Genomic DNA, 327 nt, shown 5'->3' with positions numbered 1-327 from the left:
GTTGTTGAGCGCTTCCTGGGTGATCCGGTATGCGGCGATCGCTACCTCCTCGGTGAGGTCGTCTGCCTTCCCGCCGTGCCGCACCAAGGTCTTCACGGAGGTGCGCTGCTGCCATTCCTGGGCATAGGCCGTGAGAGCCGCCTGGAGGCCCATGTCATCAAGGGCGGTGGGCCTCAAGTCGGAAGCAACGCGGTGGATCTCGCGGCCGATGGAGCCGGTAAGATCCTGCAGCCACCGCACGCGTCCCAGGAGGTCATCTCTGGCGCCAAGCGAGCGTTCGAGGCTCTTGAGGCCCAGGGAAAGACCCGTGACCGTCTGGCCGACTTG

General features: G+C 65.4%; 1 protein-coding gene. It reads right to left on the bottom strand.

Annotated features, from left to right (window positions below):
- On the bottom strand, positions 1 to 327 hold a 327-nt coding region (locus SLNSH_RS25105), incomplete at both ends, for a sensor histidine kinase (RefSeq protein WP_425353033.1).

Origin of the sequence: Alsobacter soli (assembly GCF_003004785.1) — a bacterium.
Lineage (GTDB): Bacteria > Pseudomonadota > Alphaproteobacteria > Rhizobiales > Beijerinckiaceae > Alsobacter > Alsobacter soli.
The sequence above is the reverse complement of the archived record's forward strand: the minus strand, read 5'-3'. Positions and strand labels throughout refer to the sequence as shown.